General features: G+C 34.1%; 32 protein-coding genes, 2 tRNA genes and 1 other annotated feature. Of the genes, 27 read left to right on the top strand and 7 right to left on the bottom strand.

Going from position 1 to position 26,511, the window contains the following annotated elements:
- Positions 1-169 precede the first annotated feature (169 nt).
- Together CBP76_RS01085 and CBP76_RS01090 are read left to right on the top strand one after the other, a co-directional pair.
- Complete coding sequence (locus CBP76_RS01085) at positions 170-856, top strand: response regulator transcription factor (RefSeq protein WP_057867881.1); 687 nt, start codon at positions 170-172, stop codon at positions 854-856.
- The gene (locus CBP76_RS01090; protein ID WP_102195085.1) at positions 853-1,935 is read left to right on the top strand and encodes a sensor histidine kinase; all 1,083 of its coding nucleotides are present in this window, start codon (positions 853-855) and stop codon (positions 1,933-1,935) included. Before CBP76_RS01085 ends, CBP76_RS01090 begins: the two co-directional genes overlap by 4 nt.
- Before the next feature lie 143 nt (positions 1,936-2,078).
- On the opposite strand, the gene yidC is transcribed toward CBP76_RS01090, so the two are convergent.
- On the bottom strand, positions 2,079-3,077 hold the full coding sequence (yidC, locus tag CBP76_RS01095) for a membrane protein insertase YidC (RefSeq protein ID WP_102195086.1): 999 nt from the start codon (positions 3,075-3,077) through the stop codon (positions 2,079-2,081).
- Between the two features lie 59 nt (positions 3,078-3,136).
- A complete protein-coding gene (locus CBP76_RS01100) occupies positions 3,137-3,412 on the bottom strand; it encodes an acylphosphatase (protein ID WP_102195087.1) in 276 nt (91 codons plus the stop codon).
- A gap of 65 nt (positions 3,413-3,477) precedes the next feature.
- Here CBP76_RS01100 and CBP76_RS01105 point away from each other — a divergent pair, with 65 nt between their 5' ends.
- The 13 genes from CBP76_RS01105 (at position 3,478) to CBP76_RS01165 (ending at position 15,421) form a co-directional block, all read left to right on the top strand.
- Positions 3,478-4,239, top strand: coding sequence for a TrmH family RNA methyltransferase (locus CBP76_RS01105; RefSeq protein ID WP_102195088.1), 762 nt, complete (start codon positions 3,478-3,480; stop codon positions 4,237-4,239).
- A 335-nt stretch (positions 4,240-4,574) separates the two neighbouring features.
- Entirely contained in the window at positions 4,575-5,621 is a 1,047-nt protein-coding gene (gene pheS / locus CBP76_RS01110; protein WP_102195089.1) for a phenylalanine--tRNA ligase subunit alpha, read from the top strand.
- Positions 5,622-5,625: 4 nt separating this feature from the next.
- On the top strand, positions 5,626-8,031 hold the full coding sequence (pheT, locus tag CBP76_RS01115; protein ID WP_102195090.1) for a phenylalanine--tRNA ligase subunit beta: 2,406 nt from the start codon (positions 5,626-5,628) through the stop codon (positions 8,029-8,031).
- Between the two features lie 53 nt (positions 8,032-8,084).
- Entirely contained in the window at positions 8,085-9,248 is a 1,164-nt protein-coding gene (mltG, locus tag CBP76_RS01120; protein ID WP_102195091.1) for an endolytic transglycosylase MltG, read from the top strand.
- Between the two features lie 98 nt (positions 9,249-9,346).
- A complete protein-coding gene (gene greA / locus CBP76_RS01125; protein WP_102195092.1) occupies positions 9,347-9,823 on the top strand; it encodes a transcription elongation factor GreA in 477 nt (158 codons plus the stop codon).
- Between the two features lie 51 nt (positions 9,824-9,874).
- The gene (locus tag CBP76_RS01130; protein ID WP_102195093.1) at positions 9,875-10,171 is read left to right on the top strand and encodes a HesB/YadR/YfhF family protein; all 297 of its coding nucleotides are present in this window, start codon (positions 9,875-9,877) and stop codon (positions 10,169-10,171) included.
- 37 nt (positions 10,172-10,208) lie between these two features.
- A complete protein-coding gene (locus CBP76_RS01135; protein ID WP_425430293.1) occupies positions 10,209-12,305 on the top strand; it encodes a peptidoglycan D,D-transpeptidase FtsI family protein in 2,097 nt (698 codons plus the stop codon).
- 88 nt (positions 12,306-12,393) lie between these two features.
- A complete protein-coding gene (gene rpmG, locus CBP76_RS01140; RefSeq protein WP_075887565.1) occupies positions 12,394-12,543 on the top strand; it encodes a 50S ribosomal protein L33 in 150 nt (49 codons plus the stop codon).
- A 48-nt stretch (positions 12,544-12,591) separates the two neighbouring features.
- Entirely contained in the window at positions 12,592-13,173 is a 582-nt protein-coding gene (locus tag CBP76_RS01145; protein ID WP_102195095.1) for a 5-formyltetrahydrofolate cyclo-ligase, read from the top strand.
- Positions 13,145-13,825 (top strand): rhomboid family intramembrane serine protease, encoded by a 681-nt coding sequence (locus CBP76_RS01150; protein ID WP_102195096.1) that lies wholly within the window; start codon positions 13,145-13,147, stop codon positions 13,823-13,825. The genes CBP76_RS01145 and CBP76_RS01150 overlap by 29 nt, the downstream gene beginning before the upstream one ends.
- A complete protein-coding gene (locus CBP76_RS01155; protein WP_102195097.1) occupies positions 13,818-14,042 on the top strand; it encodes a YqgQ family protein in 225 nt (74 codons plus the stop codon). The genes CBP76_RS01150 and CBP76_RS01155 overlap by 8 nt, the downstream gene beginning before the upstream one ends.
- Positions 14,039-15,001, top strand: a complete 963-nt coding sequence (locus CBP76_RS01160; RefSeq protein WP_102195098.1) for an ROK family glucokinase — start codon at positions 14,039-14,041, stop codon at positions 14,999-15,001. Before CBP76_RS01155 ends, CBP76_RS01160 begins: the two co-directional genes overlap by 4 nt.
- 12 nt (positions 15,002-15,013) lie before the next feature.
- On the top strand, positions 15,014-15,421 hold the full coding sequence (locus CBP76_RS01165; protein WP_102195099.1) for a rhodanese-like domain-containing protein: 408 nt from the start codon (positions 15,014-15,016) through the stop codon (positions 15,419-15,421).
- Between the two features lie 60 nt (positions 15,422-15,481).
- Here CBP76_RS01165 and CBP76_RS01170 read toward each other — a convergent pair whose 3' ends face one another.
- Complete coding sequence (locus tag CBP76_RS01170; protein ID WP_102195100.1) at positions 15,482-15,676, bottom strand: DUF3042 family protein; 195 nt, start codon at positions 15,674-15,676, stop codon at positions 15,482-15,484.
- Positions 15,677-15,761: 85 nt separating this feature from the next.
- On the opposite strand from CBP76_RS01170, the gene miaA reads away from it, so the two are divergent.
- From miaA to CBP76_RS01185, 4 genes are all read left to right on the top strand, one after another.
- On the top strand, positions 15,762-16,688 hold the full coding sequence (gene miaA, locus CBP76_RS01175) for a tRNA (adenosine(37)-N6)-dimethylallyltransferase MiaA (protein ID WP_102195101.1): 927 nt from the start codon (positions 15,762-15,764) through the stop codon (positions 16,686-16,688).
- Positions 16,684-17,934: a methionine gamma-lyase family protein gene (locus CBP76_RS01180; protein WP_174683314.1), complete on the top strand. Its 1,251-nt coding sequence runs from the start codon at positions 16,684-16,686 to the stop codon at positions 17,932-17,934. The genes miaA and CBP76_RS01180 overlap by 5 nt, the downstream gene beginning before the upstream one ends.
- A 430-nt stretch (positions 17,935-18,364) precedes the next feature.
- Positions 18,365-18,496 carry a hypothetical protein gene (locus CBP76_RS13445; RefSeq protein ID WP_281258454.1) on the top strand — a complete coding sequence of 44 codons (132 nt, stop codon included), beginning with the start codon at positions 18,365-18,367 and terminating at the stop codon, positions 18,494-18,496.
- Between the two features lie 234 nt (positions 18,497-18,730).
- Positions 18,731-19,705, top strand: a complete 975-nt coding sequence (locus CBP76_RS01185; protein WP_102195103.1) for a cation diffusion facilitator family transporter — start codon at positions 18,731-18,733, stop codon at positions 19,703-19,705.
- A 46-nt stretch (positions 19,706-19,751) separates the two neighbouring features.
- Here the strand turns inward: CBP76_RS01185 and CBP76_RS01190 are convergent.
- The 4 genes from CBP76_RS01190 to CBP76_RS01200 all read right to left on the bottom strand — a co-directional run bounded on the left by CBP76_RS01190 (position 19,752) and on the right by CBP76_RS01200 (position 20,638).
- Positions 19,752-19,825 (bottom strand) — tRNA-Arg (locus tag CBP76_RS01190).
- A gap of 114 nt (positions 19,826-19,939) precedes the next feature.
- Positions 19,940-20,013 (bottom strand) — tRNA-Arg (locus CBP76_RS01195).
- A 144-nt stretch (positions 20,014-20,157) separates the two neighbouring features.
- A complete protein-coding gene (locus CBP76_RS13450) occupies positions 20,158-20,280 on the bottom strand; it encodes a hypothetical protein (RefSeq protein ID WP_281258456.1) in 123 nt (40 codons plus the stop codon).
- Between the two features lie 172 nt (positions 20,281-20,452).
- On the bottom strand, positions 20,453-20,638 hold the full coding sequence (locus CBP76_RS01200) for a hypothetical protein (protein WP_102195104.1): 186 nt from the start codon (positions 20,636-20,638) through the stop codon (positions 20,453-20,455).
- A 204-nt stretch (positions 20,639-20,842) separates the two neighbouring features.
- Between CBP76_RS01200 and CBP76_RS01205 the strand changes: the two genes are divergently transcribed.
- From CBP76_RS01205 to CBP76_RS01240, 8 genes are all read left to right on the top strand, one after another.
- Positions 20,843-22,243 (top strand): carboxylesterase family protein, encoded by a 1,401-nt coding sequence (locus CBP76_RS01205; RefSeq protein ID WP_102195105.1) that lies wholly within the window; start codon positions 20,843-20,845, stop codon positions 22,241-22,243.
- Between the two features lie 144 nt (positions 22,244-22,387).
- Entirely contained in the window at positions 22,388-22,636 is a 249-nt protein-coding gene (locus CBP76_RS01210; protein ID WP_102195106.1) for a hypothetical protein, read from the top strand.
- A 298-nt stretch (positions 22,637-22,934) separates the two neighbouring features.
- The gene (locus tag CBP76_RS01215; protein WP_166667138.1) at positions 22,935-24,299 is read left to right on the top strand and encodes a YfhO family protein; all 1,365 of its coding nucleotides are present in this window, start codon (positions 22,935-22,937) and stop codon (positions 24,297-24,299) included.
- 44 nt (positions 24,300-24,343) lie between these two features.
- Positions 24,344-24,411 (top strand) — a sequence feature (ribosomal protein L21 leader region).
- A 9-nt stretch (positions 24,412-24,420) separates the two neighbouring features.
- Positions 24,421-24,732 (top strand): 50S ribosomal protein L21, encoded by a 312-nt coding sequence (gene rplU / locus CBP76_RS01220; RefSeq protein ID WP_102195108.1) that lies wholly within the window; start codon positions 24,421-24,423, stop codon positions 24,730-24,732.
- Positions 24,733-24,734: 2 nt separating this feature from the next.
- Complete coding sequence (locus CBP76_RS01225) at positions 24,735-25,079, top strand: ribosomal-processing cysteine protease Prp (RefSeq protein ID WP_102195109.1); 345 nt, start codon at positions 24,735-24,737, stop codon at positions 25,077-25,079.
- Between the two features lie 12 nt (positions 25,080-25,091).
- Positions 25,092-25,364: a 50S ribosomal protein L27 gene (rpmA, locus tag CBP76_RS01230; RefSeq protein ID WP_102195110.1), complete on the top strand. Its 273-nt coding sequence runs from the start codon at positions 25,092-25,094 to the stop codon at positions 25,362-25,364.
- Between the two features lie 137 nt (positions 25,365-25,501).
- Complete coding sequence (efp, locus tag CBP76_RS01235) at positions 25,502-26,065, top strand: elongation factor P (RefSeq protein ID WP_102195111.1); 564 nt, start codon at positions 25,502-25,504, stop codon at positions 26,063-26,065.
- A gap of 23 nt (positions 26,066-26,088) precedes the next feature.
- Positions 26,089-26,508: an Asp23/Gls24 family envelope stress response protein gene (locus CBP76_RS01240; RefSeq protein ID WP_102195112.1), complete on the top strand. Its 420-nt coding sequence runs from the start codon at positions 26,089-26,091 to the stop codon at positions 26,506-26,508.
- The last annotated feature ends 3 nt before the right edge of the window (positions 26,509-26,511 follow it).

A 26,511-nucleotide genomic window follows, 5' to 3' on the forward strand; every position in this document is an offset into this window, starting at 1 on the left:
AAATAATATTAAAGAATATAGTTTAAAAAAATAAAAATTAAAGCTTGTCTTCTTTTAATTTTTGCTATATGTTAAAATCATTAATGCAGTGCCAAAAGACTGACACATTTTAATCAATGATTAGGCTATAATTAAAGATAATTTAATATTTTATGTATAGGAGATACGTATGGCTAAAATACTTGTTATTGAAGACGAAGAGAATATGGCAAAATTTGTTCAACTCGAACTTCAACATGAGAATTATGAAGTTACAGTTGAACGTGATGGTAGAACCGGCCTTGATGCAGCTTTATCGGAAGATTGGGATTTGATCCTACTTGATTTAATGCTTCCTGAGCTAAATGGTATCGAAGTTTGCCGTCGCATTCGTCAAGAAAAGAATACACCGATTATTATGATGACTGCACGTGATTCAATCATCGATCGTGTATCTGGTTTGGACCATGGTGCCGATGATTATATTGTTAAACCATTTGCAATTGAAGAATTACTTGCAAGAATTCGAGCACTTTTGCGTCGAATTGATTTAGATATCGATGTTACGAGAAATAACGATCAAGTTCTTAAATATAAGAATCTTGTGATCGATAAGACAACTCAAACATTAAAACGTAACGGTGAGGTCATAGATTTGACTCGTCGAGAATATGATTTGTTGAGTGCACTAATGGAGAATGTCGGAACAGTTTTAAGTCGAGATGATCTATTGGAACGTGTTTGGGGAACTGGTTCTTCAACAGAAACTAATGTTGTTGATGTTTATATCAAATATCTTAGAAATAAGATTGACCGTGCGGGGGCACCTAGTTACATTTCAACTGTTCGTGGTAAAGGGTACGTGATGCGTCGATGAGAATTTCAATAAGATTTAAATGGACTGCTTTGATTTCAATCGTAATTTTACTTGCTTATATTTTTGTGGGAATTTTGGCCATGAGAACTGTTCAAAGCGTTGCTTCGGTTCATGAGATTCATTCATTTGTTACAAGATTAATTGTTGGTGGTCTGGTTGTATTTATCTTGGGAGTATTGTTGAGTTTTTATGCGGTTACTCTAGTTCTAAATGATTTGAAAAAAATAAATAATACAATTGACGATTTAAATAAGAAACCAGATTCAGACTCTCGAATTAAAATACGTAAAAGAAATGATGAAATTTATGATTTGACGGTTAATATTAATAAGATGTTGGATCGGATGCAGGCATATACAAATCAACAAAAGGAATTTGTGGAAGATGTTTCTCATGAATTGAGAACACCTGTAGCGGTCCTTGAAGGGCATTTGAGTATGTTACAACGATGGGGTAAGGATGACCCTGAGGTTTTAAATGATTCGATCAATTCTTCATTACAAGAGTTAAACAGAATGCAATCTTTGATTCAAGAGATGCTAGATCTTACACGTGTTGAACAGATCGACAGTGCATATTTGGAACAAACAACTGAGGTTAAACCAATGTTTACACAGGTTTATAATGACTTTAAAATGTTGCATCCAGATTTTGTGATCAACTTCGATGACGATATCCGTGAGGGTAGTGAGGTTAAGATTTATCGCAATCACTTGGAGCAAGTCTTGGTTATCTTGCTTGATAACGCCTTTAAGTATTCTGCCGATAGAAAAGAGATCAATTTAGCTGCTTCAACTAATTCCGCTTTGTTAGAGGTAGTTGTCCAAGATTATGGCCTAGGAATCGCTAAAAATGACCTTAAACGCATTTTTAATAGATTTTATAGAGTTGATAAGGCACGTTCTAGAAAACGTGGAGGCAACGGATTAGGGCTTTCTATTGCTAAAAGGCTGATTGAAATATATCATGGTAGTCTTGAGGTAGAGAGTGTAGTTGGTTCGGGTACAGTTTTTAAGATTGAATTGCCACTCATACAAAAGTCTTCGGATGATGAGCAAACAGAACAAGAAATAGAGTGAGAATGCCTAACTTTCATTAAAACAAACGGCGTTAGTAATCGAGTTTGATTACTAACGCCGTTTGTTTTAAGTTAGAAAACCTCTAATAAGGAAAAAAGAATGACTAAATAAAATAAATAAAAAACGACCATTATGGTCGTTTTTTATTTATCTTGATTATTACGATTTTGTTTTCCTTGATTCAATTCACGGATATTCTTGTGTATTTCTTTGACATCTTCTTTTTCTGCTTCAGGAGTGACTGTATCGCCTGTAGAAGCAGTAGTTGAATTACCTAAAATACCATCGAGCATTTCTTGGGTAACAACAACTTTTACTGGATTTTTAGCAAGTTCCGCATCAGTTCTTTTTCTGATCTTAGGTGTAACAACATAATTAGTGATCAGTTGTTGAATTACGATTACAATACCACCGACCAAGAAATAAAGAGCTAAGGCAGCTGTTGAAATTAAAGAAATAAAGAATGTCATCATAGGACTCATGATAATCATCGTTTGCATTTGTTTTCTTTGTTCTTGTGGAACTATTTGAAGTGACATCCAACCTTGTAGAAGGTAGAACAAAGTAGCAATTATAGCAATCAACATACTTGGTTTACCAAGTGGAATTGATAAGAATGTAGCAGCACCAATTTGTTTAGAATATTGCACGGCCTGATAAATACCAATCAAAATTGGCATTTGTAGTAGCAATGGAAGACATCCCATACCACCAGTCAAACTCATGTTATTCTTCTTATAGACATCCATCATCAAGGCGCTGATTTTTTGTTGTGCCTCAGGGTTCTTAGCTTTCTTTTGCGCATCCTGAATCAACTTCAATTGTGGTTGAATAGCGCGCATCTTTTCTTGTTGCGTTGTTGATTTATATTGTTGATTCAATGATAAAGGAACAAGAATTAAACGAACAACGAAAGAAATAATTACGATTCCCCAAGCATAGGAATTTTTCCCACCAACTGCTTGAGCTGTCTTTAGAATCAAATTTTGGAACGGAATACCTAGCCACTTATAGATAAATCCATAAGGACCACTAGTTGGGGCATGTAGGTTTGTTGTTCCTTGTGCACACCCTGTCAAAACTAGTGTCAGTACTAAGACGAGTGAAAGCACTGATAAATATTTGACATATTTTTTATTCACTTAAATAAACCACCCTTTTAATTGTATACAAAGTAATATACGTTAACTCATTTGACGTTTCAACCAATCACGGTGAATTTTTCGTAATGTTGCAAGTCGTCAGAAAAAGTATAGTCCAACTTGTTCACTTTTCCAAAGGGTGAAGGGGAAGATTTTACTCGATTTAGAAAAATATAGAGAATTTTTTGATCTGCTTCAGCCTCAATTGAAACAGAGCCATCTATTTCATTCTTTACTGTGCCGCAAACTCCCAATTCGTTAGCAACTTGAAAAGTTGAATATCTAAATCCAACGCCTTGTACTAAACCATTAACATTAATGGAAAGATGTTTCACAACTAATCACCTCAAATCTTTGAATGTGTTAATATCTATATTATAGAACAAGAGGGATGGATGATATGAAATATATTGAGTCAAAGAAGAATGATGAAATCAAACAATTGAAAAAATTGTCAGCCACAAAGAATATTCGTAAGACGGGAACTTACATGATTGAGGGATTTCATCTAGTACGTGAAGCCGATCAATTTGAACAAGAAATTGTTAAACTTTTCGTAACTGAGAAATATCAAGATGATCGTTTAGCTAAAAAATATTATGATATTGCAACTGTAGTTTCAGAAGATGTTGCTAATGAGTTATCAGAAACAAAGACTCCACAGGGAATTTTTGCGGTTCTCAAAGTACAAGAAAGTGATAATTTAGAAAATATTACTGGAAAATGGGTTATGCTAGATGATGTTCAAGACCCAGGTAATGTAGGAACAATTATCAGAACTGCCGATGCTGCCGGCTACGATGGCGTTATTACTAGTTTGGATTCAGCAGATTTTTATCAACCAAAGGTACAGCGTTCGATGCAAGGAAGTCAATTTCATTTGCCAATTTATCGGATGGATATAAACAAGGCTATTAATATGGCTAAAGAATCAGGCCTAAGGGTTTATGGATCTGAAGTAAATTCAAATGTTAAACCATATAATGAATTAACAAAGAATGATAATTTTGCTTTAGTAATGGGTAATGAAGCTCATGGAATTACTAAAGAGGTACTTAATGAAACTGATGAAAATATTTATATTCCTATCCTCGGAAAAGCAGAATCACTTAATGTAGCTGTAGCTGCGGGTGTTTTAATGTATGGACTACAATCACTTTAAAACTTGCGAAACTTTTTAGTTTTTGTATAATCTACTTATATAAAAATAAATGATATTTAAACTTTGACGAAAAATAGTAACTGTGAATTTCATAACAGGGAGAGCCGTAAACTGGAATAGGCTTGATGAATAAAACAGTGAATTCACTTTCTGAGTTTTTAGTTGGTTACTATATAACCACTTGAGTGCATGTTTGACATGAACTAGGGTGGTACCGCGAGTCCTCGTCCCTTATTTGGGATGAGGACTTTTTTATTTTATTCAGATTTAAATATTTTTAGAGGATTTGTTTAGTAAGTTTATGAATAAACGCTCTATAACATTTGGAGGAAAACATGTCATTAAATGATACATTAAAAAATTTAAGAGAAAATGGTATCGATGAAGCTAAACGTGCTCAAAGATTGCAAGAACTAAATGACCTAAGAGTTAATCTTTTAGGCAAGAAGGGACCAATTACTAAAGCACTTCGTGGTATGAAAGATGTTCCAGCTGAAGAACGTCCTGAAATTGGTACGTTAGCTAATAATGTAAAGAATGATATTCAGGCCGCTATTGAAGAAAAAATGGATGAACTTAATAAGGCAATCGTTGCTAAGAAATTGGCTGAAGAGAAAATTGATGTTACTTTACCTGCCACAAAACAAGTTCAGGGTACAAAACATATCTTGAATCAGACAATTGAGGATATTGAACAATTCTTTATTGGTTTAGGTTATGAGGTTGCCGGGGGGTATGAGGTTGAAGAGGATCATTATAACTTTGAAAGATTAAACATCCCTAAGAATCATCCCGCTCGAGATATGCAGGATACATTTTATTTATCTGACGAGTTGCTTATGAGAACTCAGACATCGGCTCAAGAAGGTCGTGATATGGAAGCTCATGACTTTACTAAAGGACCACTAAAAATGATCTCACCAGGAGTGGTTTATCGTCGTGATGATGATGATGCAACTCATTCACATCAATTCCATCAAATTGAAGGTCTAGTGGTTGATAAAAATATTTCCATGGCTGATTTAAAGGGAACTTTGGATGCTCTTTGTCGTCATGTCTTTGGACCTGATCGTGAAATTCGTTTCCGTCCTAGTTTCTTTCCTTTCACTGAGCCATCAGTTGAGGTCGATGTTTCATGTTTCAATTGTGGTGGTGAAGGGTGTCGTATCTGTAAGTACACTGGTTGGATTGAGGTATTAGGAGCCGGACTTACACATCCCAATGTTTTAAAGATGTCAGGAATTGACCCTAATGAATATTCCGGAATGGCTTTTGGACTTGGACCAGAACGTTTTGCAATGCTCAAATATGGAGTTAACGATATTCGTGATTTCTATCTAAATGATGTTAGATTCCTAGAACAATTCAAAGGAGTAAATTAAGATAATGAAGATTTCTACTAATTGGTTAAAAGAGTATATTCCCGTCAATCATACTGTTGAAGAGATGGCTAATAAAATTTCTCTAACAGGAATTGAATCTGGCCCAGTTAAATTAGGTGAAGAATTGACAGGCCTAGTTGTAGGTCATATTACAAGTGTTGAGCCACATCCTGATTCAGATCACTTGAAAGTATGTAAGGTTGATGTTGGTGAAGCTGAAGATATTCAGATCGTTTGTGGGGCGCCAAATGTTGCAGCTGATCAATATGTAATTGTTGCAATGCATGGTGCACATTTGCCAAATGGAGTTCGTATTAAACGCGGTAAGTTACGTGGTCAAGAATCAAATGGTATGATCTGTGGACTTGATGAGGTTGGCGTACCAGCTAAATACATGCCTGAAGAATTTGAAAATGGAATTTATGTTTTTGATGAACCACAAAAACCTGGTGAGGCGGTTTATGATTTATTGGGTCTTAAGGACCAAATGATTGATATTGATATTACCCCTAATCGTGCTGATACTTTGGGTATGCGTGGTGCTGCTTGGGAAATAGGTGCTACTTATGATGAAAAGCCAAGTTTTACTGAACCTAAATTAATTAATGATAAAGTTAAAGAGTTTAGTGACATTGATGTTGCTGTTGAAAACAAGGACTTAGTACCAGATTATCTAATTCGTGAATTAAAGGATGTTAAAGTTGGCAAGAGTCCACTGTGGATGCAAAGAAGACTTTGGAATCAAAATATTCGTCCGGTTAATAGCGTGATTGATGCAGCTAATTATGTAATGATCGAATATGGTCAACCAATTCAAGCTTATGATTTAGACAAATTAGAAAGTAACCAATTAACAGTTAAATTTGCTGAAAATGGCGACAAATTAAATTTATCTGATAATGATAAGGTTTTAGACCAAAATGACTTGGTAGTGTCTTCTGGTAATCAAATTATTGGTCTTGCTGGGATTATTTCTAGTGATGTAGCAAAAGTAGATGAGAACACTACTAATGTTCTATTGGAGGCTGGTGTCTTTGATGGTGCTCATGTACGTAAGACAGCTCAAAGACATGACTTGCGTAATGATGCCTCTAACCGTTTTGAAAAGGGCGTTGATAATGGAATTGTTACTGAAGCTTTGACACGTGCTACTCAGTTGGTTGATCAAACAGATTCAGTTAAGGAAATCTCTGAAACGATTATTGGTAGTTATATTGAGGCTAAACCAACGATTATCAAAGGTAGTGTTTCACATATCAATCATTTGATGGGCTTAGAACTCACTACAGAAAAAATGGTTGGTATCTTGGAGCGTCTAGGTTTTAACGTTGAGGTTGATGGGGATAACTTAACGGTTTCTGTACCAACACGTCGTTGGGATATGAGTATTGAAGCAGACCTTGTAGAAGAGGTTAATCGTATTTATGGCTATGCCAATTTACCAAATACCTTACCTGCAGGTATGGAAACACGTGGAGGTTATAGTCCAAAACGTGAATTAAATAATAAATTGCGTAATGTTTTATTAGGAGCTGGGATGGATGAGGTTATCAATTACAGTCTCTTGAATAAAAAAGAAGTTGATGATTTTAATGCAATTGACACTGAATATACTAAATTATTACATCCAATGACTGAAGATCACGAATATCTAAGAAGTAGTTTGATCCCCGGCTTAGTTAGAAATATTGCGTATAATCAAGCGCGTAAGAATGCTGACATAAGTATTTTTGAACAAGCACGTATTTTTGATAGACCAACTGGACAAGATCGTCCCAATGAGGTTGAATATATTTCTGGAGCCGTGAGTGGTAACGTAGTAAGTGATTCTTGGAATACTAAAGCGCAAAAAGTAGATTTTTATTATGTTAAAGGTTTAGTTGAAGAATTGCTTAATAATGTCAATGCCGATTCTGATTTTACTTTTGTAGCGACTGATGAATACAGCAACTTGCATCCAGGTCAAACGGCCAAAATTTTGGCCAATGAGCAAGTAATTGGATTAGTTGGTAAATTACATCCTAACTATCAAAAAGCTCATAGTATTGATGACACTTTCGTTTTTGAATTGAACGTTGATCTGCTATTCAATTTGAACAAAAAGAGTGTTCAAGCTCAAAGTGCGCCTAAATATCCATCAATTAGTCGTGATTTGGCAATTTTGGTTGATAAGACCGTTGAAAATGGTCAAATTATTGCTGATATTTATAATAATGGCGGAAAGTACTTGAAAGATGTTAATATTTTTGATGTCTACGAAGGTAAGAACATTAAACCTAGTCATAAGTCACTTGGGTATCATTTAGAATTCTTGAATCCAGATGATACTTTGACTGATGATGAAGTTGAAAAGGCATTCTCACTTGTTAAAGACAGTTTAGTTCAAAAATTTAATGTGGAAATTAGATAATTATTCCAAATCTAATGGTATAATTCTAATAAATTAACTCGGGAGGCTGTGTCTTGAGCCAGAAGGATGATAAAAAAGAAGCTTTACAGCAAGAATCTAATGACAAGATAAAAAGTCGTGCCAAAGAACGTTCCGTTGCAAATCATATTGCATATTGGATAGTTGGTGTGATTGCTGTGTTGGCGGTAGTTGTTGCTATAATTGGCTTCAATTATGTAAATAGTTCATTACAACCATATGATGCAAATAGTAAAGAAGATGTTGTTGTTAAAATCCCAGTAGGTTCTTCTAGTAAAGAAATTGCTAAAACACTTGAGAAAGATAAAATCATCAAAAGTGCAACCGTCTTTAATTTTTACATTAAAGCTCAAAACTATAACGATTTTCAAGCTGGTTATTATAAGTTTAAACAGTCATGGGGCGTGAGCGATGTTGTTAAACAGTTACAAAAGGGTGGAAGCGCACAACCACCAGTAAGTAACTCGGGTGACAGCGTATTAGTTCGTGAAGGTATAACGATTGATCAAATTGGTGATGCTATTCAGAGTGGAACTAAGAAGAGTTTGAAATTCAAGAAGTCTGATTTCTTGAAGCTGATGAAGGATGAATCTTACATGAAGCAACTTCAAAAGAAATATCCACAGTTGCTTGATTCTTCAATGGCTAAAAAGAATGTTAGATATCACTTGGAAGGTTATCTGTTCCCAGCCACATATAGTGTTTATAAGGGAATGACTTTAAAAGAGTTAGTTAACCAAATGGTTGCTAATGAAGATGAAAAGTTACAACCTTATTACGCAACTATTAAAGAAAAGGGCTATACTGTACAACAGATTATGACTTTGGCTTCATTAGTTGAACGTGAAGGCTTGGATACAAAGAATCGTAAAAAGATTGCAGGTGTATTCTTTAACCGTTTGGCAATAGATATGCCATTACAATCTGATATTTCGGTCATGTATGCTTTGAATACCCATAAGACCAGTTTGACTAACAAAGATACTAGTGTTAAATCACCGTATAACTTGTATAAGAATAAAGGATTCGGTCCTGGTCCGTTTAATACGCCAAGTATGGACTCAATTGAAGCAACATTGAATCCTGCTGATAGAGATCAAGATTATCTATACTTCTTCGCTAATTTGAAGACAGGTAAGATTACTTACTCACATACTCTTGAAGAGCACAACAGTAGATATGCAAAGACTGGACAATAATGTATAATCGTATATAAAATAAATGTCATCTAATCGCGTTTGATTAGATGACATTTTGAAATTATAATAATAATGATTTTGAAAAGGAAGTTATAAAAATGGCAGATAGAAGTTATCCAATGACAGCTGAAGGTAAAAAACAGCTAGAAGAAGAATTAGAAAATTTAAAAAAAGTTAAACGTCCTGAGGTAATCAATCGTATTAAGATTGCTAGAAGTTTTGGCGATTTATCAGAAAATTCAGAATATACTTCTGCTAAAGATGAACAAAGTGTCGTTGAATCAAGAATTTCACAAATTATTGAGCAATTACAATACGCTAATGTTATTGATGCTGATGATGTTGATGCTGATGAAATTTCAATTGGTAAAAAGGTTACCGTCCAAGAAGATGGTGAGGAGCCTGATGTTTATACGATCGTAGGTGCTTCTGAATCTGATCCTGATAAGGGTAAAATTTCAAATGATTCTCCTATTGCCAAAGCTTTGATAGGTAAACATGTTGGTGATGTCGTTACTGTTGAAACACCTGTTGGTGGTTATGAGGTAACAATAAAAGCCGTTGAGGTTGCTTAGTGAATACGTTTTCTGCTATGTTTATCTTAGTAAAATGTTGAGGTGAACGTGATGAAAATAGAATTAACTGACCAAGCAATTAAATGGTTTGAAGAAGAGTTGGACTTAGTACCCGGTGATGGTGTACATTTTTATGGTAAGGTCTATGGAAAGACAATGGTTCATGATGGTTTTTCAATTGCTATGCGTAAAGAAAAACCAGTTGATCCGGAATCAAGTACCATCATTAATGGGATAACATACTACATTACCGATAGTGATACCTGGTTCTTTGCTAGATATGATCTATTGGTTGAATATGATCCTGATCTTGATGGACCTAAGTATATTTTTAAATCGAATGAGTAATTATTCGTTTTTTTGAAGGATAAATATGAGAAGAATACTGGATATAATAAAGAAAAGAACAGGTAGTCAAGCGAAGTCTACTATTCCATTTCGTCTAAACCTGCTTTTTTTTATTGTCTTTGTTCTATTCGCAATGTTAGTCGCACAGTTGGCTTATCTCCAGATTGTTTATGGTGGTAAGTTTACAGCTGAGGTTGATCGAACAGATAAGACAGTAATGACAGGCAATGTACCACGTGGAATGATTTATGATTCTAAAGGCAGATTATTAGTTGGTAACTCGACTTCGAATGCAATTACGTATACGAAGAGTGGGAGTGTTAAATCGAGTGATATTTATACAATCGCCAATCGATTGACAAAATACATGACTGTTGAAGTAGGTAATTTAACTAAGCGAGATAAAGCGGATTATATTTTGGCAGCACCTAATAAATCAGAACAAGTTGCTAAACAGATGCCAAAATCCTATCGGGTTGATTCCAGAGGAGATTCGTTGACGTCTACTAAGATTTATGCCAATGAAGTTAAATATATTGAACAACAGGGTATTCATTTGAATGATAAAGACCTTCAAAGGGCAACTTTGTTTAAAAAAATGAGTGCAGCATATTCACTTTCATCAGTATTTTTGAAGGATAAGAATCTGACTGCTAAAGAAATCGCTCAAGTCAGTGAGCATTTAACAGAATTGCCAGGTATCAGTATTGGCAGTAATTGGGAACGTGAATATCCTCAGGGTAAATCTATTGCTAGTATCATTGGTGGTGTCTCAACTGAGCAACAGGGTATCCCTGATGATGAGTTGAATAAGATGCTGGCTTCTGGTTATTCACGAAATGACCGTGTTGGTACAAGTTATTTGGAGAAAAACTATGAATCCATTTTGGCCGGTACTAAGAGTCAAAGGGAGGTTCAAGTTGGTTCAAATAATCAAATTAAGAAGAGTACCTTACTCTATAAGGGTCAAAAGGGTGGTAATCTTAATTTAACAATTGATTCTAAGTTCCAAAAGCAAGTTCAAAGTGCATTGGAAGAGCAATATAATTCCGCTAAGGCGGCTGGTATAACTCAATATTCAGATGGTGCATATGCAGTGGCTGTTAATCCTAAGACTGGTGCTGTTCTAGCTATGGCTGGGATTCACAATGATCCTAAAACTGGTAAAACAACTGAAGATTCACTTGGTGTTATTAATCGAACATTTGTTATGGGTTCTGCTGTTAAGGGAGCTACAGTATTAGGTGCCTTGATGGATGGGGTTATTACTCCTGAGAATAATAGTCAAGATGATACTCCAATTTACTTGCCAGGTACCCCAGTTAAGAAGTCTGTTTATCCAGCTGGAACATTTAGTAGTTTGACTGCAATTCAGGCGTTACAATTTTCATCTAATATCTATATGATGAATTTGGCAATGAAAGAGGCTAATGCTAAATATACTCCAAATTCATATATTCATATGGATTCAGACATTTTTTCTAAATTGCGTGGATACTTTAATCAATTTGGATTAGGTGTTAAGACTGGGATTGATATTTCTGGTGAAACAACCGGTATTGAGGGTGCTACTAAAAATAGTGACGGTGAACTAAAGACTGGTTCAGCACTGGATCTATCGTATGGTAACTATGATGCCTATACATTGATTGAAATGGCTCAATATATTTCAACGATTGCTAATGGTGGATATCGTTTGAAACCATATATCGTTCAATCTATTCAGAAGACTAAAGATGATGGAACTAAGGGTGCTTATGAATCTGTTACTAAGCCATCTGTACTTAATAAGGTTGGAGTAACTCAAGATGAATTGGATGTCGTTAGAAAAGGTATGTATGCTGCTGTTCATGGTAGTGGATACTGGACGACTGCCACTAGGTTAGCTGATCTTTCACCAGCAGTTGCTGCTAAGACAGGTACAGCTCAGTCATTCTATTATGACCCTGATAATCCGTCATCAGATCCTCCTGAAACAATTACTACAAGTTTAGTAAGTTTTGGACCTTATGATGATCCTAATATTGCTATGGCGATTGTTTTCCCTAATTTAACTAGTGAAGATGGTGGATATCCACAATTGCTTGCTAAGGAAATTTATACAGATTATTATAAGATGACTGGTCAGAAATAATCTGAATTTAGCCTTTCAAAATAAGCTAAAAAATGATATATTTAATTAGTTGAATTTAGTTTAGAATTATGAAAGGATGTTCCAAAAGATGAGAGTAAACATAACAATGGAATGTACTTCATGTCATGAACGTACATATCTAACAAACAAGAGCAAACGTAACAATCCTGATCGTCTTGAACTTAAGAAATATTGTCCAAGAGAACGTACTGTTACATTGCATCGTGAAACAAAATAAACAACAGGTTAAAATTCCTGTTGTTTTTTTTTACTAGGGAGTGATTAATTGGATAAGGTAAGCTTTAGAAAAAAGCAAATTGATTTAGTCAGTGCATTTATGAAATCTGATAAAGCTCAAAAGGAAATCAATAGTCTTTATTTTCAATTGTTCAATAATATAGATTTTCAAAATGCACCTAGTATTGGTATTACCTTAAGTATAAATGATGAAATTCCGACCTTTCCAATTATTAATCAATGTTGGGAAATGGGAAAAGAAGTTTATATTCCTAAGACTTTTCAAGATTATTCAATGACTTTTATTAAATATACTAAAGAAACCGAATTAGTTGAAAATTCATTTGGTGCTAAGGAACCTAAGGATTATGAAAATAATATAATGGACCCTCCTGACCTAATGATTGTTCCAGGCCTAGCCTATTCAAAAGACAATTATCGACTAGGATTTGGAACTGGATATTATGATCGATATTTAGCTAAGTATCCAACTAAGACGATTTCCTTAGCTCTATCCAGACAATATTACGAACAAACACCATGGCCAATCTATGTTTTGGATAAATCAATTGATAAGATTATTGTTTCAGAGGATGAATCTAATGCAACAGATAATAAATCGACAGAGTAAGGCTTATGTAACCTGGGGATTGTTAGCCATCACAATTGGTGTTTTCCTTGTTGAAACCTTTAGTGGTGGTTCAAAGAACATTAATACTTTAATAATGTTAGGTGCAAAAACCAATGGTTTGGTTCAAGAAGGTCAATGGTGGCGTTTAATTACACCAATATTTTTACATATTGGTGTCTTTCATATTTTTATGAATGGGTTTACACTATTATATGTTGGTCAGATATTGGAACCAATGATCGGTCATTGGCGCTTTTTCATTATTTATATAGTAAGCGGTATTATGGGAAATTTGGCTAGTTTAGCTTTTGGAGCTAACAATGCCATTTCGGCAGGTGCTAGTACCTCATTATTCGGAATGTTTGCGGCATTTATTGCTATTGCTTATATTTATCGTGAAAACCGTTTTTTGACCGAGCTTGGTAAAAGTTTTCTTGGTCTGATTGTTATTAATTTGTTAATGGATTTAACCATGTCAGGTATCGATATCTGGGGTCATGTTGGTGGTGCTATTGGTGGATTGCTAATAGGTTATGCATTAGGATTGCCAAAAATTAACCGTCCCAAGATGATTCTTCGAATACTGGCTATAGTATTAGTTGTCGTTATTTCTTATTTTATGTATGTAAAGGGTATGATAGTTTATGGATGAAATGAGCTTTAGAACCCTCTATGATGTACAGCAATTGCTGAAACGATATGGAACCTTTGTTCATGTTGGTAAAAGAATATGGGACATTGAACTTATGTTTATTGAGGTTAAGCGCTTGTACGAGAGTGGAGTAATCGACAAACAGACTTTTATAAGAGCTCAATTGGTCTTAAAACGTGAGCACAGAAAAGAAGAAGAAAAGGACAGATCAAAGTGACAGACAAAAAGTTAATCGGTGTTGACCTTGGTGGTACAACAATTAAATTTGCTATTCTTACTGATAAAGGTGAGATTCAACAAAAATGGAGTATTGAAACAAATATTCTATCTGATGGACAATTGATTATTCCTGATATTATTGATTCAATCAATCATCATATTAAGATGTATGATATGACTCCAGATCAATTTGATGGTATTGGATTAGGTTCACCTGGTACTATCAATCATGAAAAAGGTACGATCAAGGGTGCCTTTAATCTTAACTGGACTAATGAAGTTTATCCAGTGCGTGATATTCAAAAGGGAACAGGTCTTCCTGTAACTATTGAAAATGATGCCAATGTTGCAGCTCTTGGTGAAAGATGGCAAGGTGCTGGTAATAATGCCGATGATGTTGTTTTCGTAACTCTTGGTACTGGTGTTGGTGGTGGTATCATCACTAATGGTAAATTAGTTCAAGGCGCCAATGGTGCTGCTGGAGAAATTGGCCATGTCACAGTTGACCCTAATGGTTTCATGTGTACTTGTGGTAAGCGTGGTTGTTTAGAAACAATCGCTTCAGCTACTGGTATTGTACGTGTTGCTAGAGATCGTGCTTCAGAGTATGCTGGAAATTCTGAGTTAAAAGAAATGCTTGATGATGGTCAAGATATTTCAGCTAAAGATGTTTTTGATTTAGCTAAAAAAGATGATGACCTAGCAGTGATCGTAGCTGATTATGTTTGTGATTCACTAGGATTTGTTCTGGGTAACATTGCTAATACATTGAATCCTAAGTACATCGTTATTGGTGGTGGTGTTTCAGCTGCTGGTGAATTCTTGTTAAACAAAGTTGATAAGGCTATGCGTGCAAACGAATTTGCTACTATTAAGGATTCAACAGAACTAAGACTTGCAAGTCTTGGTAATGGTGCTGGTGTTATTGGTGCTGCTTCTTTAATTAAAGTAGATTAGGAGTTTTTGTTGATGCAAGTTTTGAATGCTATTTTGTATGTTGTTGTAATTGGCTTTTTGGTTTACTGGGTTGGTTCATATCTCTACTTTTGGCTTAAAGGTAGACAGATGAAGGGAGCTCTTGACCAAAAGACGTTTGAGGAAACTATGAGAAAAGCTCAAATTGTTGATTTAAGAGAAAAAAATGCATTTGATGCCAATCATATTCTAGGGGCTAGAAACCTTCCATATACGCAATTAAAGTATAATGAGGGTGAATTGCGACCTGATCTTCCAGTCTATTTGTATGGAGATAATAAGAATACATGTGTCCGTGCGGCTCTTAAATTGCAAAAAAAATGGGGCTTTACTGATGTTAAGTGGTTAGAGGACCGTTTTGCCGATTGGGAAGGTAAAAAGAAGAAAACTACTAAATTATAAAAAAATGCTGTGCAGAATAAATTCTGACACAGCATTTTTTAGTATAATTAAAATATTGAATTAACCTTGGTGTGCTTGTAAACTTTTACGGTTAGCACGTCTGCGGTTGGCTTCGATACGATCAGTTTCCTCATTTTCAGGTTCGATGACCTTTTTCTTAAATGCGTGCAAAGCACCATAAACAGCAGTAGCTGTTGTTAATGAACCTACAAGGAAACCTTTAACAAAACGAAGATGTTTTTGTTTTTTTGCCATAATAATATTCCTCCTGTCTTTAATTTCCATTATGGTGTATTTCTTATAAAATATCTATAAAAAACTGTCCAAGAGAGGTAATTTTTTGATAAAAGTTGTTGCGATAGTAGGGCCAACTGCAGTTGGCAAAAGTGCTTTGGGTTTAAAGTTAGCAAAAAAATTTGATGGAGAGATTATTTCAGGTGATTCGATGCAGATTTATCGCCGCTTAGATATAGGAACAGCTAAGGATTCGCAGCAAGAATTGTTAGAAGTCCCTCATCATTTGGTAAATATTTGTGATGCGGATCAGCGATATACTGTTAAGGATTTTCAATCAAAGGCTCGTCAAGTAATCACAGAATTGAACTCCAAAAAAAAATTACCTTTAGTGGTAGGAGGAACAGGCTTTTATTTAAGTTCTTTAATAAATAATCTCAATTTGGGTGGTAAATCTACTAGCGATAAAACAATTCGAGATGAATTAATAAAGTTAGAACAAGCTGGTAATTTAAAAGAGTTACAAAATATTTTGAAAAAAGAAGATCCTTTAGCTTTTCAAAAGATTGATATTGAAAACTCTCGTCGTCTAATCAGGGCCATTGAGGTGATCAGAACAACAGGAAAATCGATTGCAGAACAAAATAATGGTATGAAATGGGCTGATTTTTATTTAATTGGTTTAACAGATGAGCGTTCTAAACTTTATGATCGTATTAATAAAAGGGTTGATAAAATGGTTTCTCTGGGCTTATTAGATGAAGCTAGATATGTTTATGATCATCAAGATATATTTCCTCAAGCTAAGAATGGTATTGGTTATAAAGAGTTATTTCCATATTTTGATGGTCAAGCTGATTTGGATGAATGTTTGAGTGAAGTTAAGAAGAATTCTCGTCATTTTGCTAAACGTCAATTTACTTATTTCCGTAATCAGATGGATGTAGATTGGTATAATATAAGTGATGATAAAAATTATCAAGAAATGATTGAAAAAAATATCATTGAATTTATAGGAGGGCATAATGATTAAATGGGATGCTAAATTTCCGGATAGATTAAAGGAAATTATTAAAGATACAGATAAGACCATTGCTCCAAAATTGGCTGAGATTGATGAACAAGTTTTGGACAATCAAAATAAGGTTTTAGAGGCTTTCAGAAAAGAAAATATTGATGAGAGTAGTTTACTTGGCACGACTGGTTATGGGGATGATGACCGTGGACGTGACCAATTAGAAGCTGTTTACGCTGATGTTTTCAAGACAGAGGCCGCTCTGGTCCGCCCACAATTTGTTTCAGGAACTCATACGTTGGCTACCGCTCTTTTTGGACTCTTGCGTCCAGGGGATAATTTGTTATATGTGACGGGTGAGCCATATGATACTATGCAAGAGGTTATCGGAACTGCAGGTAATAAAAAGGGTTCTTTAATCGACTATAAGATAGGTTTTGATTATGTTGAGATGGATGGGAACCATGTTAATTTTAATTTGATGAAAAAAAAGATTACCAAAGAAAGGCCTAAAGTCATTGCTATTCAAAGGTCACGTGGTTATTCAACCAGAAAGAGTTTAACGGTAAAAGAAATTGCTGAGATCATTAAACAAGTAAAAACGGTTTCTGATGCAATTATTTTTGTTGATAATTGCTATGGGGAATTTTCTGAAACCATTGAACCAACTGAAGTTGGAGCTGATTTGATGGCAGGTTCTTTAATCAAAAATGCTGGTGGTGGTTTGGCTAAAGTTGGTGGATACATTGTAGGTAAAAAGGAATTAGTTGAATTAGCTAGCTATCGCCTAACTGCGCCAGGAATTGGAGGATCTGAGGGAGCAACCATTGGTCGTCAGGCTGAAATGTTTCAAGGTTTCTTCCTAGCACCAAGGGTCACTGGAAACGCTATTAAAGGTGCAATTTTTGAAGCGGGTATTTTTGAAAAACTAGGCTTGAATGTGTCACCCAAATGGGACGATGATCGGACTGATTTAATTCAAACGATAGAATTTAATGATCCTGATAAAATGGTTCAATTTGCCAAAATGGTTCAAAAGTTTTCTCCAATTGATTCAAATGTTTCTCCAGTACCAAGTGCTATGTCTGGATATGAAGATCAGGTTGTTATGGCGGCGGGAACCTTTGTCTCAGGAGCAAGTATCGAATTTTCTTGTGATGGTCCAATGCGCGCCCCTTATATTATCTATATTCAGGGTGGTCTAACTTATGAACATGTTAAGATTGCTATCTCAAATGCTTGTAAAGAATTATTTTTTAAATAGAACAAATAAAAGCGATAAAATCAAAAATTGATTTATCGCTTTTGATTTTCTATGAAACATTATTGATAACAATTTGGAATAAATGAATTAAAATCCGAATAATAATTGAAAATTTTGGAATAATGTTTTGCTGAACTATTATTTATTATTACTTTGAAGGGTTGAAGCTTACTTGTATCAGTACTGAATTATAATATTACGTTTCCATGACAGAATGCCAATTTGAAAGTTTTTTGAAACCATATTTTAGTTTGGTCTAAGATATTAATTAGAAAGTTAATAATAAGAAATTAGTTAGTTTTGTTGAGAAACGCAAGAATTAGGTACCGAACTATAATTGACTAAAAAAATAAAAACGTTTGGTTCTTTTTGTTGATTTTTTTTAAAAAGCGTGTATGATAAGGAATCATAAGAATTGGAGGTAAACAATATGAGATATAAAGTAACATTGGATACAAAGCGTCAGTTGTTTACCGTATTTGATAAGAAAAACGTTAGGGTTTCTGCATGCGGTAAGTCAATTGAAGAAGCTATGAATAAATTGTTGAAGATGACTATATAGGAAATCAGTCTTCATTTGTTAATATAAATGTAACTTAGAATACAGTTACTTTACGTATGGTTCTAAATATAGAATTAGATGTTAATAGATGATATATTGAATATGCAACGAGAGTTGCAGTTCTATCCTCAACGATAACTAAAGAGAGCTCTTCCCAGATTGGGGAGGGCTTTTTGTTTTATAGTTAGTCTTTAATGAATATAATTGTTAGTAGTTAGGGAAGAGGCCATTTTAATGCAAGAACAAAGCACACATCGTCAGGAAGAAGAAAAGGCTTGGCAAAAGATTCAAGAAAAAGAATTACAAAAGCTTCATAGTGCGCAACACCATTTGTGGTTTAATGTTGGGGCATATTTATTGATTTCTGTGATTGAATTTTATTTAGCCATTATTGGACATTCACAAACACTTCGTGCCGACGCCTTAAATAATTTAGCAGGAATTATTTCGGCAATTTTATTATTAATAGGTATTTACATTGCACGAGATATTGATGATGATGATCTGATGGGACAACCCTTGCCAGAAGATCTACCTAGAAATGGTCAAAGACTACAACTAACCAGATTTCATTATGAAACAGTTTTTACCATGATAACTGGCGTTGTTATGATTGCAATTGCTATTAATGTCTTCTATACAGGAATTAAAAGTTTACTTCATCAATCTACTCAAGAAATTCCTCAGCCTATTACTTTGATAGGAGCAGGCATTGCCATGATAATCATGATATTTGTTTGGTGGATGAATCGTCGAGCTGGTCGTAAATTACAAAATGCAGCTTTGACTGCTGCTGCTCAGGATAGTTTAAGCGATGCTTTAACTAGTTTAGGAACATTGATAGCTATTGCTGGTGCTTTGTGGTTTAAATTATCTTGGTTAGATGGTGTTGCCAGTATTGTGGTCGGTATTTTTATTTTAATAGCTGGTATTAAAATTTTTAGAGAAAGTAGTTTGAACTTAGCTGATTATTTCGATCCTGAATTAGAGGCACAGTTTAGGGATGTAATTGAGAATTGGTCTGGAGTTATTCGGGTTGATGATTTGAATGCTCATTATAATGGAAATATTGTAACTTTAGATATTATCATTGCTGTTGATGGCAATATGCAGGTTAAAGATAGTTATCAGTTAGGTGAGGAAATTGAGGCACAGATGAGACGTCAATTTGGAATAGTTGACACTGATGTAATGGCTGTTCCAGCATAAAAAAAGATCGCTAGAATATAAACTCTAACGATCTTTTTAATTGATATGTCACAGGTGAGATTCGAACTCACGACCTACGGTTTAGAAGACCGTTGCTCTATCCAACTGAGCCACTGTGACATCACTCGTACTATTATAGAGAAAAATATTTGAACATGCAACGGATATTTATAAAAATATTCAAATAAAAAAGTCATTTAAGCTTTATACTTAAATGACTTAATCTAGAAAATATGTCACAGGTGAGATTCGAACTCACGACCTACGGTTTAGAAGACCGTTGCTCTATCCAACTGAGCCACTGTGACATCACTTTTACTATTATAGTTAAATATATTAGTTTATGTCAATGTAAAATTGATATAAATAAAGAAAATTCTTGATTTTGTATAAAATAAAAAGTCCACTTAATATTAAGTGGACCATCCCTAATAATAATTTACTGAATAATGCTATTTGTTGAAGATAAAGGCCTTATTTTCACCTTCAAGTTCAGCTAGAATTTCTTTATCATGTGTGGAAACTTCAGTCTTTCCGGATTTTAATAGTGATTTAAACCATTTTATAAATTTCATAGTCTTCATCTCCGAAATAATTGCAGTTTTTAATTTCATCAGTACCATAGATAGACACTGATGGACAAGGCTTTAATAGCCCTTATCTATTTTTGAATTATATCAGAATTATTATATTCATCATAAATAAATGTTTCATATTTAAGAAGATAATACTAAATGTAAACTATTATTAAGGTTGAACCAATTCTTTACGACGATCTTCAATAATATTTTGTAATTCTTTAAGGTCATCCAATGTAGATTTTTTTCTAATAAAGCTTCTGGCTGATGATCGCATGGCAATGTAATTAGCACGATCACGATGATTTTTATGCCATTTTTCATTAGCACGTTTTTGTGCATCTGTTAGTACCATATATTTCTCTCCCTTAAAAACGTATCTTTGAAATTATATACAAGGTTATTTAAGTAAACAAGGAAAAAAGTGAATAAATTTAGATAATTTTGTTATAAAAATGATTACAGTAAATTCTTGTACATTGATATTATTAGGTTAGAATATTAAATAATTGAAATATTAAATAAATTAATATTTTGTTCATTGGGGGTTTGTTTGTAAATGAAGAAGATAATAAAAACAACTACAGGAACATATCATGGAGTTATTGACCACAGTCATATAGATTTTTTAGGAATTCCTTTTGGATATGGACGAAGGTTCAAAAGAGCAGAGAAATTTTCAATTGCAAAATTTGGACCCAATGAATTAAATAAAATGCATTATGCTGTTCATAATGGGGTTCAACCTATGCAAGATGATGCACTGGATCAAAACAGTAAAATCACTTTTGGTGAAAATTGTTTGAATCTAGATATTTGTACCCCCGATATTGACGGAAAATACCCAATCGTGATTGAGTTTTATGGTGGCGGGTTCTTACGAGGTGGAAATTATAGCAAACAGATGTCCTGGCTTGACCATGAAGCTATTGTTCATATCGTACCTAATTATCGACTTGGAATGTTTGGCTGGGGATATGTTGAAGGCGGAGATACAAATGTTGGCTTGTCTGATCAATTGCTAGCGATTCAATGGGTTATTGATAATGCTAGTAGTCTAGGTGGAGACGTTGAAAATATTAGTTTAATTGGATTATCTGCGGGTGCTAAATCAATTGCTGCTTTAATGGCATCCAATTCAAATGTATTAGATAAGATTCAAAAGATTATATTATTTTCCGGTGGTGTTCAGACCATTCGCGATTCAAAGACTTCTAAAAAAGTTTCTGATTTTATTTGCCAAGAGAATAATATTAAATCGACTAAGGATTTATTTAATCTAACTGATGATGGATTACAGTTAGTTCAGAAACGGGCTTTAGAGAACCATTTACCAACTAATTGGTTTGGCCCGGTAATTGATGATGATTTAATTGCATCAAATTGGCAGGAAAAGTTAATAGATCGGGTTAAACGGACGCATTTTAAAACAATCATTTCCGCTGGTAGCAATGAATTAGTAGGCTTGAAAGATATTAATATTAATAAGTTGGAAACTAATACGATAACTGATCTGTTTGGCGATAATTCCGAGAATTTAAAAAATACTCTTCTAAAAAAAGAGTATTCAAAGAGTGATTTTATTGAAATGTTAGGGATTGCCATGTACGCTCTGCCAGCAAGACGGTTAGCGGAACTACTCGTTCAAAAGGGCGATGCTGAGGTTTATTGTAATTATGCTAAGGTTTTTAAGGGACAACATGGAGGAACTGTTCGTTACTTGAGCATTCCTGAGGAAGAATTAAATATTGATTTCCGTAAAAATCGACAATATATGTTAGATCTATTATGCGAATTTATCAGTAGTGGGAAACCTTATGTGGAAGAAATTAAATATGAATGGCCGCTGTATGATGATGATAGATTAGTTTTAGAGTTGGATTCAGATGATCTTAAAAGTATTTCTATAATAAATCAGCGATATCCAGAAAAATTACCATGGCAATCTTATAGAATATAAAAAATAAATACCATCGTATTAGTATCTTTGGCATGTAATTAAAAAATAGTCTTGCAAAGAGTATAAATAAAATTTACAATGTAGCCGTTATGCTTAAAGGTTAAGCATTGTTTAAGATGCTTAGAATTTTAGAGGTGGGCGAATTTGAAAAGGAAATTTGCGTTCGTTATTACGATTACGTTCATATTAATTGATGTTATGGCTGCATATTTAACACAACAAGCAGTGATTAGTAATCTGATGGGGATAATAATCGGAATTGCGTTGATTGTTGCTTTAGTAATAATAACTAGAGTTCTTACAAAACTAAATCTAAGACGTGGCAAGCTAGTTTTTGTAGCTGTTTTCTTAGGATTGGTTCTGGGACGTTTGGTTTTAACTACATTAGCGTAGAAAATTTGAATATTATTGAAGGATTGTGTGAGAATTAGTTTACACAATCCTTTTTTTAGTATAATGATTCAAGATATTGTTTTAAAAAGGAGTCACCATGTCGAATCACTCATGGAAGAAAATTATTCTGGGTTTTATTTTTTTACTGTTAAGTATTCTTTATGCGGTTGTTTTTTTTCAAAAGGTAAATTTTACACAGACAACAATTTTTAATATTGCCCATATAAAAAGTTTATCTAATGTTTTTGTTTCTCCAATAAATTTCGATTATTGGGATCATTCAGGAAGTCTGATTAATTTGTTTAGTCCGTGGTTGACAATTATGTCGGGATTTCTATTTGTTAATTTCAATGTACCAATTGGATTTTGCGTTTATCTGGCTTTGATTACTTTTTTAACCTTAGTCAGTGCCTATTTTTATATGGAAAAATTCTCCAAAGATACTTTCGAATCATTGCTTTTTGCTATTATTTATGCTTTTTCAATGAATCGTTTTTGGCTAGTTTTCCACGAACAACGTTTAGAAAATTATTTGGTCTTGATATTTTTACCGATGTTTTATTATGGAGTTTATATATTTTTTAAAAATCATTCTTGGAAGACTTTGGCTTGGAGTTTTACTTTAATTATTTGGACAAGTCCCTATATGGCAATCGGTGTTTTATTGACGCTGTTACCAATAGGAGTATTAATTATTTTTTCAAAGATTTCACATCATTGGAAATATTGGGGCTCATTGTCGATCAATTCATTAAAACTAATCGGGTTAGTTTTAATAACTACTATTGGATTTATCGGGCCATTGATTGATATTCAATTTCATCACAATATCGTGCAGCAACCGATGAAAAACTTTGATTTTATATCTTGGTTCAATACCTTTGGCTTTTCTACAATTCAAGGATATATGTTATTGGCAATTGGTGTGCTTTTATCATTGCTACTGATAATGATCTTTTTAAAAAGCTCGTTTAGTTATAAAGTATTAATGTTAGAAATGATTCCTTTAATGGCAATCATAATATGTCGCTTTCAAATATCAGAATTTGATACGAGCAGATTGATTTTAGCTTTTCAATGTATTCTTGATTTATTTGTGATCATTTTAATCAGTCGAATTATTATATTAGTTTTTCAAGAGGGGCCAGGAATCTTAAAATTATTCCTTATGGTACTAACTATTGGTGGTTTGGGATGGCTTAACTACAATCAATCGAATTCAATTGATTCCGAGCAAAATTTTAATATTAGTCAAAAAATTGATTATTCTAAAACTGTGGTAAGTTATCACGATCATGCAGCAATTGGCAAGAGTAAATTTTTAGTAGACAATAAAAAAGCAGATGTTTCTTTTTATACTAAAAATAACGATTATTGGATTCAGTATTATAATCCTAAATCTGTAATTTTGGATTTGCCTATTCAAGATTATTCAGGATACAAGGTACAACTAAATAATGAAACTGTGAAAACGACTATTTCTAAAAGAGGAACGTTGCAGTTACGTACCTACTCAGGGAAGAATATAATAGAGATTCATTCTAGGTATAATTGGATTGGGATAATTTCGTTACTAATTAATTTGTTTGGCTTTATTATTTTGGGATATTTATCTTTGAAAGATCTGATTGGAAAAAACAAAAAAGTTCCTGAGAATAGTTGAAAAAGCAAGCAAAATTTGCTATATTTTATAAGTTGCAATCACTATTGCATCTACAACCGCTCAAAATCGGGTTTAAGCTTAGTGCACCCGATTGGCGAGTCTTAGAAGGGAGTGTACGTTTATGTACGCAATTATTAAAACTGGTGGTAAGCAATATAAAGTTGAAGAAAATGCTTCAATTTATGTTGAAAAGCTTGATGTCAAAGAAGGGGACGCAGTTACATTTGATGATGTAATTTTGGTTTCTGATGGCGACAACATTAAGATTGGTAGCCCTGTAGTTGAAGGCGCTAGTGTTTCTGGTAAGGTTGAAAAGCAAGGTAAGGAAAAGAAAGTTGTTACTTACAAGTACAAGCCTAAGAAGCATTCACACAAGAAGACAGGTCACCGTCAACCATATACAAAGGTACTTATTGATAGTATCAAGGCTTAATCATGATTAGAGCAAGTTTTCACCAAGATTCAGAGCAGTCGATCGATTCCTTTTTGATTAAGGGACATGCTGATTCAGGACCATATGGTCAAGATTTGGTTTGTGCCGCTGTTTCGGCAGTGACAATTGGAACAATCAACAATCTGGATAAGCTGACTGGGGCAACGCCTCAGATAGTCATGGATGAAGTCAATGGTGGTCATTTAGGTTGCCAATTTGACAAGGCGATATCACACGATACTGCTTTGTTATTGGATAATTTGTTTTGGATTCTTAAAGATATCGAAGGCAGTTATCCAAAAAACATTGAAGTTCAAGTACAAAAAAATAAGATAGATCTTGATTAGGAGGTAAACTTCATGCTTAAGATGAATTTACAATTTTTCTCTCACCATAAGGGTGGTGGATCAACAAGTAACGGCCGTAATTCAGCTGGTCGTAGACTAGGTGCTAAGCGTGCTGATGGCCAAGCTATTACTGCTGGCTCAATTATTTATAGACAACGTGGTACAAAGATTCATCCCGGAACAAATGTTGGTCGCGGTGGCGATGATACATTGTTCGCACTTACAGACGGTGTTGTTAAGTTCGAAAGACTTGGCAAAGACAAGAAGAAAGTTTCAGTATATTAATATATTGATAGAAAAGGAGGACATTGTTCCTCTTTTTTTTATATAATAAGCTTGAGTTATTGCCATTATCATGTAAATATTGGTAATATAATGTATAGTGTTTCATCGGCAAAATCTTAGAACTAAGGGAGAACAAAATGTCAATTTCAGTAAATGATTTCAAAAATGGACTAACAATCGAAGTAAAAGATGGTATCTGGCGTGTTATAGAATTTCAACATGTTAAACCAGGTAAGGGTAGTGCCTTTGTACGTTCAAAGTTAAAGAACTTGAGAACTGGTGCTGTTCAAGAAATGACTTTTAGATCAACAGCTAAAGTTGAAAAAGCTACTATTGAAAATAAAAAGATGCAATATCTATATGCTGATGGTGAAAATCACGTCTTTATGGATACAACAACTTATGAACAATTGACTATTCCAGCGGAACAAATTCAAGAAGAATTGAAATACTTGAAGGAAAATATGGAAGTAAGTATCATGACTTACAATGGTGAGACGCTTGGGGTTGACGTACCTAATACAGTTGATCTTACGGTTACAGCTACTGAGGCTTCTATCAAGGGTGATACTCAATCAGGTGGTTCAAAACCAGCTACAATGGAAACTGGGTTAGTTGTACAAGTACCATTCTTCGTTAATGAAGGCGACAAGTTAACTATTAATACACAAGATGGTACTTATATTTCACGTGCTAATTAATAACTGATTATGGAGATAAGTTTATGGCTGAGCAAAAATATATTTCTCTACAACAAGATAGTGGAAAAATAAATGGTAATGTTGAGATATCACATCAAGTTATTGAAATCCTATTAGGAATTGCTACAAATCAAGTTGAAGGTGTCTACGAGATGCGTGGTACAATTTCTAGTCGAATCGATTCACTTTTTGGAAGAATCAACCATGGTAAGGGTGTTGACGTGTTATTTGACGCTGATAAAGTTTCAGCAAATGTATACGTGTATTTAGAATATGGCGTCTCAATCCCTAAAGTATCATTGGAGATTCAAAAATCAGCCATCGAACAGCTTAAATTCATGACCGATTTAAACTTAAGTGAAATAAATGTGCATGTTGTCGGATTGATTGCCAAAAAAGAAACTGGCGATATCGAACGTGTAACAACAGACAAAAAGGAATAAAAC

The organism is Companilactobacillus nuruki (genome assembly GCF_002872255.1).
GTDB lineage: Bacteria > Bacillota > Bacilli > Lactobacillales > Lactobacillaceae > Companilactobacillus > Companilactobacillus nuruki.

Excerpts from the sequence above, each read along its gene's own strand:
- CBP76_RS01165 (WP_102195099.1), top strand. The coding sequence starts at position 15,014 with ATGCAAGTTTTGAATGCTATTTTGTATGTTGTTGTAATTGGCTTTTTG.
- CBP76_RS01090 (WP_102195085.1), top strand. The coding sequence starts at position 853 with ATGAGAATTTCAATAAGATTTAAATGGACTGCTTTGATTTCAATCGTA.
- CBP76_RS01185 (WP_102195103.1), top strand. The coding sequence starts at position 18,731 with ATGCAAGAACAAAGCACACATCGTCAGGAAGAAGAAAAGGCTTGGCAA.
- CBP76_RS01240 (WP_102195112.1), top strand. The coding sequence starts at position 26,089 with ATGGCTGAGCAAAAATATATTTCTCTACAACAAGATAGTGGAAAAATA.
- CBP76_RS01170 (WP_102195100.1), bottom strand. The coding sequence starts at position 15,676 with ATGGCAAAAAAACAAAAACATCTTCGTTTTGTTAAAGGTTTCCTTGTA.
- greA (WP_102195092.1), top strand. The coding sequence starts at position 9,347 with ATGGCAGATAGAAGTTATCCAATGACAGCTGAAGGTAAAAAACAGCTA.
- CBP76_RS13450 (WP_281258456.1), bottom strand. The coding sequence starts at position 20,280 with ATGAAATTTATAAAATGGTTTAAATCACTATTAAAATCCGGAAAGACT.
- efp (WP_102195111.1), top strand. The coding sequence starts at position 25,502 with ATGTCAATTTCAGTAAATGATTTCAAAAATGGACTAACAATCGAAGTA.
- pheT (WP_102195090.1), top strand. The coding sequence starts at position 5,626 with ATGAAGATTTCTACTAATTGGTTAAAAGAGTATATTCCCGTCAATCAT.
- CBP76_RS01150 (WP_102195096.1), top strand. The coding sequence starts at position 13,145 with ATGCAACAGATAATAAATCGACAGAGTAAGGCTTATGTAACCTGGGGA.
- CBP76_RS01205 (WP_102195105.1), top strand. The coding sequence starts at position 20,843 with ATGAAGAAGATAATAAAAACAACTACAGGAACATATCATGGAGTTATT.
- CBP76_RS01225 (WP_102195109.1), top strand. The coding sequence starts at position 24,735 with ATGATTAGAGCAAGTTTTCACCAAGATTCAGAGCAGTCGATCGATTCC.
- CBP76_RS01085 (WP_057867881.1), top strand. The coding sequence starts at position 170 with ATGGCTAAAATACTTGTTATTGAAGACGAAGAGAATATGGCAAAATTT.
- CBP76_RS13445 (WP_281258454.1), top strand. The coding sequence starts at position 18,365 with ATGAGATATAAAGTAACATTGGATACAAAGCGTCAGTTGTTTACCGTA.
- rpmA (WP_102195110.1), top strand. The coding sequence starts at position 25,092 with ATGCTTAAGATGAATTTACAATTTTTCTCTCACCATAAGGGTGGTGGA.
- CBP76_RS01105 (WP_102195088.1), top strand. The coding sequence starts at position 3,478 with ATGAAATATATTGAGTCAAAGAAGAATGATGAAATCAAACAATTGAAA.
- CBP76_RS01155 (WP_102195097.1), top strand. The coding sequence starts at position 13,818 with ATGGATGAAATGAGCTTTAGAACCCTCTATGATGTACAGCAATTGCTG.
- CBP76_RS01200 (WP_102195104.1), bottom strand. The coding sequence starts at position 20,638 with ATGGTACTAACAGATGCACAAAAACGTGCTAATGAAAAATGGCATAAA.
- rpmG (WP_075887565.1), top strand. The coding sequence starts at position 12,394 with ATGAGAGTAAACATAACAATGGAATGTACTTCATGTCATGAACGTACA.
- pheS (WP_102195089.1), top strand. The coding sequence starts at position 4,575 with ATGTCATTAAATGATACATTAAAAAATTTAAGAGAAAATGGTATCGAT.
- rplU (WP_102195108.1), top strand. The coding sequence starts at position 24,421 with ATGTACGCAATTATTAAAACTGGTGGTAAGCAATATAAAGTTGAAGAA.
- CBP76_RS01130 (WP_102195093.1), top strand. The coding sequence starts at position 9,875 with ATGAAAATAGAATTAACTGACCAAGCAATTAAATGGTTTGAAGAAGAG.